Below are 8,609 nucleotides of genomic sequence, written 5' to 3'. Positions count from 1 at the left end.
GCGATCTAAACGACCTAAGCATCGATTAGGAGGGTCTGGGGCTGTAACCCAGTCCTTGGTGGCCTGAAATGCTCCACCTGAAATGGCAATACTCACGCCAGATGACCCACTAGTATGCTGAGGCGGAAATCCATCACCTATGTTTTTGTGTGGAGTGCTTCGCACCTCACACAAAAACATAGGTTGCGAACTTAGGCCGCAGCCTACTAGATATGCGTGGTTCAGTAGGGCTAATTTGTTGGATTCTAGAAACCCGGTGTTTTAAAGACACCGGGTTTCTGGATCTTATTTCGAATTTCGTGCCCGTCGTGTACGAAAAATTAACTTCTCAAACCGCCTCTGAAATTTCTTGGAAAAGAAAGTACCCAAATGGGTGAGTGCCAGATATTTAATTTCAATGTAGTATGTGTAATACATTGTCGGAAATCCAATATATTTCCGCTGTGAATGTGTACAGCCGATGGGAGGCTACCATGGCGACTTTGAGCAATTTCTGCCGCCAATCCCTTAGCAGCGATACAGAATTGGAGGCGATCGCTGACCTCTATAACCTTTGCGCTACTGTTGATGAGCTGGATGGCGGTACTTCCGCTAGTGAACTTCAGGAGGATTTCAACGACCCCTGCTTTGACCGTGATCAGGATCTTCAGGTATGGCGCGATCGCGATGAAACCCTACAAGCCGTTGCGACTCTCTGGCGGCCTATCTCTGCGAATAATCGTGAAGGATACTTGCACTTCTTTGTGCATCCCGATGCCCGAGGACAAGGGCTAGAAAACGATATTTTGGCATGGGCTGAACAGCGATTGCGGCTGCTTTCCACGGAGCCATCCCAAGCTGTTGAATTGCGAATGGGCTGCCGAGATACATTTGTTGAACGCATCGCTCAGTATGAGCAGTTTGGCTGTTCGCCGGTACGGTACTTCTTTCGAATGCGGCGATCGCTCATCGAACCTGTTCCAGAACCTCAGCTACCTGACGGATTTTACATTCGACAGGTTGACCCTGAAGTGGATGCAGAAGCCTGGGTGGAGATGTTTAATCAGTCCTTCATCGACCACTGGAACCACCATCCGATGACTCTGGAGGAGTATCGCTACTACACCAGCATGTCGAACTATGATGCTTCGATGGATTTTGTTGCCGTTTCTCCAGACGGTACCCTGGCCGCGTTCTGCTATGCCCAGATCGATATGCAGGAAAATGCGCGATCGGGTCAACAAGAAGGCTGGATCAATTTACTGGGAACGCGTCGGGGTTTTCGTCGGCAGGGGTTAGGTCGCGCCATGCTACTAGCAGGTCTGCACCGGCTGGTCGCTGCGGGTATGAATAGTGCTTTGCTGGGCGTTGATGTAGATAATCCTAACGGTGCACTAGGCTTGTATCGCTCTGCTGGGTTTGAAGAGTTCCGCCGCTTCATCACATTCCATAAACGAGTGTGTTAATTGCGACATTTAGCTACATCAGAAGGGTCACAAAAAGAGTTACAGGTGAATATCACTGAAATAAGCGAAATCTGAGTACCTAGATTCCCGGTTTTTCTAAAAAACCGGGAATCTAAATCTTTTACATCAGTGCCATTCAGTTACAACTTATTAAATTTCGATACTAGGGCTAAAATAACCTCAGTTCGGGTTAAGGGCTTTTTCGAGTGCCGCGCGAAGCGCGGCACTCGAAAAAGCCCATTATTGCGTGTGCAACGCGCACGCAATAATGGGCGGTTCGGCTTATCCCGAACTGACGTTAGGGCTAAAATATTAACGATGTAGATGTGATCAAAAAGCCTGTACCAGAAGGAGAGATTAAATGAAATTCTGCTTCTCCCCCTTCGATACAAACTATGATGACAACTATGTGTGTGATGGGTATTATCCGTCACACATAGCATTCATGAAGATGTCCTGATTTAATCACGTAAAGCATCTCCAGTTTCAGCATCAAACCAGTGCATATCTTGTGGGGGAAAGGTGAGGTGCAGTTGTTGACCGGTGGGATGGCGATCGGGGGTGAGCAGTAGACGCAGAGTTGGTTGCCCTTCGATATCGGGGACGCGAACACTCACCAGGTTGTGCATACCCAGGTTTTCTACCAGGAAGATTTCGCCGGAGACGGTGGCGCGATCGCCCTGCGCCACCTGCACATGTTCTGGGCGAATTCCCAACACGATGCGGCGGGTACTGGGTGGGACGGCTCGAGGCAAGGGAATGCGAGAGTGCCCCAAAATTGCGGTCTGTCCCTCGCAGGGCAACATCAGGAAGTTCATTTGAGGGCTGCCGACAAATCCGGCGACAAAACGATTGGCCGGATGGGTGTAGATGCGGTGAGGTGTATCTAACTGCTGTAAATGGCCCTCGCTGAGAATAGCAACTTTAGTAGATAACGTCATCGCCTCGGTCTGGTCGTGGGTTACGTATACGACAGGAGCCTGTTGATGTTCAAAGAGTTGCTTCAGCTCAGCGCGCACATTCTCCCGCAACAGGGCATCCAGGTTACTCAGAGGTTCGTCTAAGAGAAATACAGAGGGGCGGCGAACCAGGGCTCGGGCGACGGCTACCCGCTGTCGTTGCCCCCCCGAAAGCTGGCTAGGACGACGGTTTAGCAGAGGTTGCAGCCCCAAGAAATTCCCCACTTCTTGAATCCGCTCCTCAATCTCATGACGAGGAACTTTGCGCAGTTTGAGACCCGAAGCAATGTTTTCGGCCACCGTCATATGTGGGTAGAGGGCGTAGCTCTGAAACACCATAGACATGTTGCGATCGCCCGGTCCCAAACGCGTTACGTCCTTACCCTCTAACAACACCTGCCCCCGAGTTGGCTGCTCCAGACCTGCAATCATCCGCAACACCGTCGATTTACCGCAGCCCGATGGCCCCAACAGAGTGAGAAATTCTCCCCGATCGACGCTGAGATCGAGGTTTTTGACCGGGATGACCGTTGGGCTAAAGGTTTTGTTAAGGCCCCGCAGTTCCAGGGTGGAACGCGTGGCGGTAGCGGAGTGGGTGGGCTTAGATTCAATGCTGGTCATTTTTTTAAGGGGTAATTGATAACGGGTAATGGTTTGGTTTCTCAGGCGTGGAGCACATGAAAAAAAGTTGGCTAGCCTTTGACCGCCCCCGAGGTAAGGCCTTTAATGATTTGGCGCTGAAACAGGAGGACGAGGGCAACGAGGGGGAGCGTGCCAACTACGGTGGCAGCAGCAATGGGGCCGTAAGGGATTTCAAAAATGGAGGCTCCACCAATTTGGGAGGCCGCAACGGGAACGGTTTTCATAGACTCCTCGGTGATAAAGGTGAGGGCGAAGATGAACTCGTTCCAGGCCGAGATAAAGGTGAGAATTCCCGTGGTGGCGAGAGCGGGGAGTGTAAGGGGAAGAACGATGTGGAGCAGTAGACCAACGGTGCTGTAGCCATCAACCTTAGCGGAGTCTTCCAAATCCTTGGGTAATTGTTGGAAGAAGCTACGCATAACCAGAATCGTCAGCGGCAAGTTGATCGCCGCATAGGGCAGAATCAACGCCAGATAGTTATTGCCCAGGTTGAGAGCCTGCACAACGTTGAGTAAACCCAGGAATAGAAGGATCGGGGGAAATAGGGTGACGATGAGAATTCCGGCCAGAATGATGCGTTGGCCCTGTAACCGCAACCGGGCCAGTGCGTAAGCTGCCGGGGCTCCCAGCCCCAGAGCCAGGATTGTGGAAAGCAAGGCCACCAGCAAGCTATTGAACATATAGTTCAAAAACGGTCGCCGCACAAACAGTTCCCGATAATGATCCAGGGTGAACTCGCGAGGCAGGTACACCGTAGGGATAGCTGAGATGTCGGGGTTGGTTTTGACGGAGGTCAGTAACTGCCACAACACGGGAGCCAGACAGAAGAGCACAACCAGAATGACGCTGAGAGGGAGGAGCCAGCGGCGGGTGGAGTGGGTGGTTTGGGTGGGTGCGGTGGCAGTGGTAGTCATGGGGGTAGCGTTAGGGTGCAGACAGGGGTGGATGAGTGGATAGGGTTAGGGGGCAGCGCTGGTCTTGGCGCGGGAGCGGTTGAGGAAGAAGGCAGCGATCGCCACAGCCAGCACGAGCAGCAGGAATGTGACGACGACGAGAGCGGCTCCGTAACCAAAGTCGAGGTAGCGCATCACCGTGGCGTAAATGTATAGAGAGACGGTTTCCGTCGCACCACCGGGACCACCGCCAGTCATAACAGCGATCAGGTCGAAGATGCCGAAGGACTGGGCAAATCGGAATACGAGGGCGATGACAATCTGGGGCATCAGCAGGGGGAGGGTGATGCGTTGGAAGCTCTGCCAGGGAGTTGCCCCGTCGATTCGGTGAGCTTCGTAGAGGTCGTCGGGAATGGATTGCAGGCCTGCCAGGAGCAGGATGCTGATGAAGGGGGTCGTTTTCCAGACATCCGCGATGATGACGGCCATCATCGCTAGATTGGGGTTGCCTAACCAGTTGATGCCCTGGTCAATCAGCCCAACTCGGCGTAACAGGTCGTTGACGACACCATACTGATCATTAAAAATCCAGGCCCAAGCCAGAGCGATCAGGGCAGTGGGCAAGGCCCAGGGCAGGATGGCAATGGTACGAACGATGTTACGGCCACGGAAAGCTTGATTGAGAACGAGGGCGATCGCCAACCCCAACACAAATTCCAGAAGGACCGATACGACGGTGAATACCGTTGTGTTGCCCAGGGTCTGCCAAAAACGTCCATCCTGCATCATGCGGCCATAGTTTTCTAGACCGGAGAATTGAGGTTGGAGTTCAGTACCCAGGTTTTGGGTGTAGAAACTTTGCCAGAAGGCGCGCCCGATGGGAAAAGCGAATACCGCGATGAGGAGCAGGAGGGCAGGGAGTAAGAGCAGCCAGCCAATGCGGCGATCGCGCTGCACAATGACATCGGTATTAGTAGCCTGGGTCATCCCCGTGCCTCCTGTGCTGAACTGAGTCGTCCCAGTAAACTGCGAGTTTCACTGGCAGCGGTTTGCATGGCATCTTCTGGGGCCATGCGGCCTGAGAAGACGGCACTGAGATAGCGCTGTAAAATGTCAGAGGCTTGAGCATACTGAGCAATTGAAGGCCGCAGCACCGTCTTTTCGAACACCTGTGCCATCTCGGCGTAATGGGGAAATTCGGCTAGAATTTCGGGGTCTTCGTACAGTGAACGTAGGCTGGGCAGATAGCCTTTCAATGCATTAATGCGCTGCACCCGTTCGCTCGTGAAGTATTGCAGCACCCGCCAGGCTTCCTCGGGGTGCGGGGTGGAACTGAGAATACCCCATCCCCATCCACCCAGACAACTTCCAGGTTGGCCACCTGGCATACTGAGCATGGGGCGAATGCCGACTTTATTACGCACGGCTGACTCTTCCGAGTTCAGCAGTGGTATGGCATAGGGCCAGTTGCGCATAAAGGCCGCTCCACCACTTTGAAACAGACGGCGTACTTCTTCTTCCTGATAGGTGGTAACGCCGCCCGGTGACACTCCTTGGCGAACAGTGCCCCGCAGGAAATTCACAGCGTTGATGGCTTCGGGTTGATCCAGCCCAACCTCCAGGGTTTCGGGGTTAATCCAATAACCACCAAAGCCTGACAACACTTCTACAAACATGGCAGCAACCCCTTCGTACTGCCGCCCTTGCCAGAGATAGCCCCAATCCACACCGGTCTTTTGTTGCAGGGTTTTAGAGACCTCTAGTAAATCGGTGAACGTTTGGGGCTGTTGAAGCCCGGCTTCTTGTAGTAAGTCTTTGCGGTAGAACAAAACACCAGCATCTGTGCGCCAGGGAATGCGGTAGAGCTTGTCCTGGTAGCGTCCGGCTTCAATGCTGGTTTCGAGGTGTTGGGCTAGTTCCTGGGGAGTGGCGCGATCGCTCAAATCCATCAACCACCCTGCCGCTGCAAATTTAGCGGTCCACACCACATCCAGGTTGATCAAGTCGTAGGGAGAGCTACCCAACAACAAGGCGGAGGTGTATAAATCCTCGACTAAGTTGGTAGCATTTGGCCCTTCCACCATGCGAATACGAATGTCGGGGTTTTCTCGCTCAAACTCCTCGATTAAGGGAGCAAAAAGCGGTGTCTCCGGCGCCAGCATGAGGAAACGAATTTCGACAGGTTGCTGAGAGAAAACCGGCAGTAGAACTAGAAAGCAGGTTAAACATCCAATCAGCGCAGCAATCCAAACCCGGAGAGAACGCGATCGCAGATGTACTTGCCACTGAGAACTGTTATGTCTAAGAAGTTTCTTGAAAAGCATCATAATATTAGGAATTTAGAGCTTTTTTGATTAGCTTTCAAACCTCTATGCGTCTCTCATTGTCATCTATCTAAAGTGTGAATCAATCAAAAATTCATACTTTAACTTCACGCTTTGTCAATAACAATTCATTAATTCAGATGATACAAATGGTAAGGCGATCGCACTTATAAACTTTAGAGAACTTAAAGTGTAGGGTTTGTATTGCTATTAAATATTGGCATTACAGATAAATAATGTAAGAAGCCATAGTTTCTAAAGAAATACAACTCCTTATACCGTTTTTATATGAAGCTGCACAGAATGAGGGTGGGGGCGCATACGCGCCCCCACCCTCATTCTGTGCAGCTTCATATTGATTTAGTATTACATTGCAAATTAGTACTTTAGATAGTGTCCAGATCCTGTTTTTCGGTTTGTTAAAACTAGCTTTTCAAAAGTATTCCACAAGCCATGTATGATCCTATATTTTGCTAATCCAATAACCTGAAGGGTATTTCAATTTACTGTGATCCGTTTCGCTAACTTAACGCTACTTCGTGCGATTAATCGCATTTATATTAGAAGCCGCAGTTCTTTCAAGAACTGCGGCTTCTAATATTATTGATTGAAATTGCAAATAGCCAATTGACTAGCTTACAATTCCATCTTCTTTTGCCATCGCCAGCATCAGGTCAGCAACGCGGCAGGAGTAACCCCACTCGTTGTCATACCAGGCGACCACTTTGAAAAAGTTGGAATTCAGCTCGATACCTGCTCCCGCATCAAAAATGCTGGAGTGGCTGTCGGTGATGAAGTCTGAAGAAACCACTTCTTCATCGGTGTAACCCAAAATACCCTGGAGCTCGCCTTCCGCAGCACTTTTCATCGCGGCACAAATTTCGGCGTAGCTTGTGGCTTTCTCCGTCTTAAAGGTGAGGTCAACCGCTGATACATCGAGAGTCGGAACGCGGAAGGCCATCCCCGTCAGCTTACCTTTAAGGGCAGGTAGCACCAAAGTTACTGCCTTCGCTGCCCCGGTAGAGGACGGAATAATGTTTTGGGATGCTGCACGACCGCCCCGCCAGTCTTTTTTACTGGGGCCATCAACAGTGGGCTGGGTCGCAGTAGCCGAGTGAACAGTTGTCATCAGCCCTTCTGCCAGACCAAAGTTTTCATGGATGACTTTGGCAATGGGGGCCAGACAGTTGGTCGTACAGCTGGCATTAGACACAATGGTGTCGCTACCCGGTTCAAACTGTTCTTCGTTGACCCCTACAACCATGGTTCGTACTTTGTCAGGGTCTTTTGTAGGAGCCGAAATAATTACCCGCTTAGCTCCCGCGGTGATGTGCTTGGATGCACCCTCATGGGTCGTAAACAGGCCCGTCGATTCCACAACATAATCAACGTTGAGCTTACCCCAGGGAAGTTCCTCAGGATTGCGTACAGCAAACGTGGGAACAAAGACACCATCCACAACAATGCCATCGTCTTTGGCTTCAACGGTGCCCTTGTAGCGTTTGTGGGTAGTGTCGTATTTCAACAGGTAAGCCAAGTTGTCGGGGGGTACCAGGTCATTGATTCCGACGATTTCGATGTTGGGATTTTGGAAGCAGGCTCGGAATACGAGGCGGCCAATGCGGCCAAAGCCATTGATACCAACTCTAAGGGCCATGGTGAAACTCCTTTCATACGTGCTACTGCCCACGGTAGGGCATGTTCTGGCAATCCCAATGGGATCACAGGCTTTATTAAGGTCTTCGAATTAGCCTAGCGTGGAAGATTGACCAAAACGCAAGGGTATCTGTTGTCAAGTAGGAAATATGTCGATAGACGGGTTGAGTAGCCCATCAACATAGAGTAAAGATGCGTAAATTGCCTACTCTGTATCATTCTTTCTCATGGGGGCAAACTTTCAGCTCTGAATACCCGCTTAAGGAACAGAGTTCTCGTGTGAAGTGAAGAGCGGGTAACACGCCAATCACCAGTTCAGCTGTGGTGTAGATACAGCAGCCTGGCAACACATGACCTCCCAATGTTTGCCCGGTAGAGTTTGCGATCGCCATATGATAATGCGATCCCGCTACCCCCATGACCCCAGTCAACGACACAATTTCAAACGGTCCCTGATAGGTAGTGCCGTTGAGTTGGCCAGCTAGCCGCAGAGTTGCCCGCGTCAAACTTCCGACACAGGTCAGCACACAGGCCGCCTTCCACTGTTTTTTCTGCACCAGGGCATCCAGTTCTAACCGCAGGTCTTGTCCTGGGCAGAGGCGGAGGGCGATCGCGTGGAGGGGCGTTGGGAGCATGGTCAGGGGTAAGTTTCAAATAGGTGTGGTGAAAGGGGCATTTCGTGCCCCTTGA

The 8,609-nt window shown here is 51.3% G+C and carries 7 protein-coding genes; 1 reads left to right on the top strand and 6 read right to left on the bottom strand.

Annotated elements, in window-relative coordinates; translation table 11 throughout:
* Nucleotides 1–473: 473 nt before the first annotated feature.
* Entirely contained in the window at nt 474–1,445 is a 972-nt protein-coding gene (locus NDI52_RS29325) for a GNAT family N-acetyltransferase (protein ID WP_190775841.1), read from the top strand.
* A gap of 461 nt (nt 1,446–1,906) precedes the next feature.
* On the opposite strand, the gene NDI52_RS29320 is transcribed toward NDI52_RS29325, so the two are convergent.
* The 6 genes from NDI52_RS29320 to NDI52_RS29295 form a co-directional block, all read right to left on the bottom strand.
* On the bottom strand, nt 1,907–3,025 hold the full coding sequence (locus NDI52_RS29320; protein WP_190775842.1) for an ABC transporter ATP-binding protein: 1,119 nt from the start codon (nt 3,023–3,025) through the stop codon (nt 1,907–1,909).
* Between the two features lie 71 nt (nt 3,026–3,096).
* The gene (locus tag NDI52_RS29315; RefSeq protein WP_190789218.1) at nt 3,097–3,960 is read right to left on the bottom strand and encodes a carbohydrate ABC transporter permease; all 864 of its coding nucleotides are present in this window, start codon (nt 3,958–3,960) and stop codon (nt 3,097–3,099) included.
* Nucleotides 3,961–4,005: 45 nt separating this feature from the next.
* Nucleotides 4,006–4,926, bottom strand: a complete 921-nt coding sequence (locus NDI52_RS29310; RefSeq protein ID WP_190775844.1) for a sugar ABC transporter permease — start codon at nt 4,924–4,926, stop codon at nt 4,006–4,008.
* On the bottom strand, nt 4,923–6,263 hold the full coding sequence (locus NDI52_RS29305) for an ABC transporter substrate-binding protein (protein ID WP_190775864.1): 1,341 nt from the start codon (nt 6,261–6,263) through the stop codon (nt 4,923–4,925). The genes NDI52_RS29310 and NDI52_RS29305 overlap by 4 nt, the downstream gene beginning before the upstream one ends.
* A gap of 631 nt (nt 6,264–6,894) precedes the next feature.
* Nucleotides 6,895–7,920 carry a type I glyceraldehyde-3-phosphate dehydrogenase gene (gene gap, locus NDI52_RS29300; protein ID WP_190775845.1) on the bottom strand — a complete coding sequence of 342 codons (1,026 nt, stop codon included), beginning with the start codon at nt 7,918–7,920 and terminating at the stop codon, nt 6,895–6,897.
* A 214-nt stretch (nt 7,921–8,134) separates the two neighbouring features.
* On the bottom strand, nt 8,135–8,554 hold the full coding sequence (locus NDI52_RS29295; protein ID WP_190775846.1) for a PPC domain-containing DNA-binding protein: 420 nt from the start codon (nt 8,552–8,554) through the stop codon (nt 8,135–8,137).
* Nucleotides 8,555–8,609: the final 55 nt, after the last annotated feature.

It is taken from the genome of Leptolyngbya sp. PL-A3, from assembly GCF_039962325.1.
GTDB lineage: Bacteria > Cyanobacteriota > Cyanobacteriia > Elainellales > Elainellaceae > Vacuolonema.
Note: the sequence above shows the minus strand (reverse complement) of the source record. Positions and strands in the feature narration are given on the sequence as shown.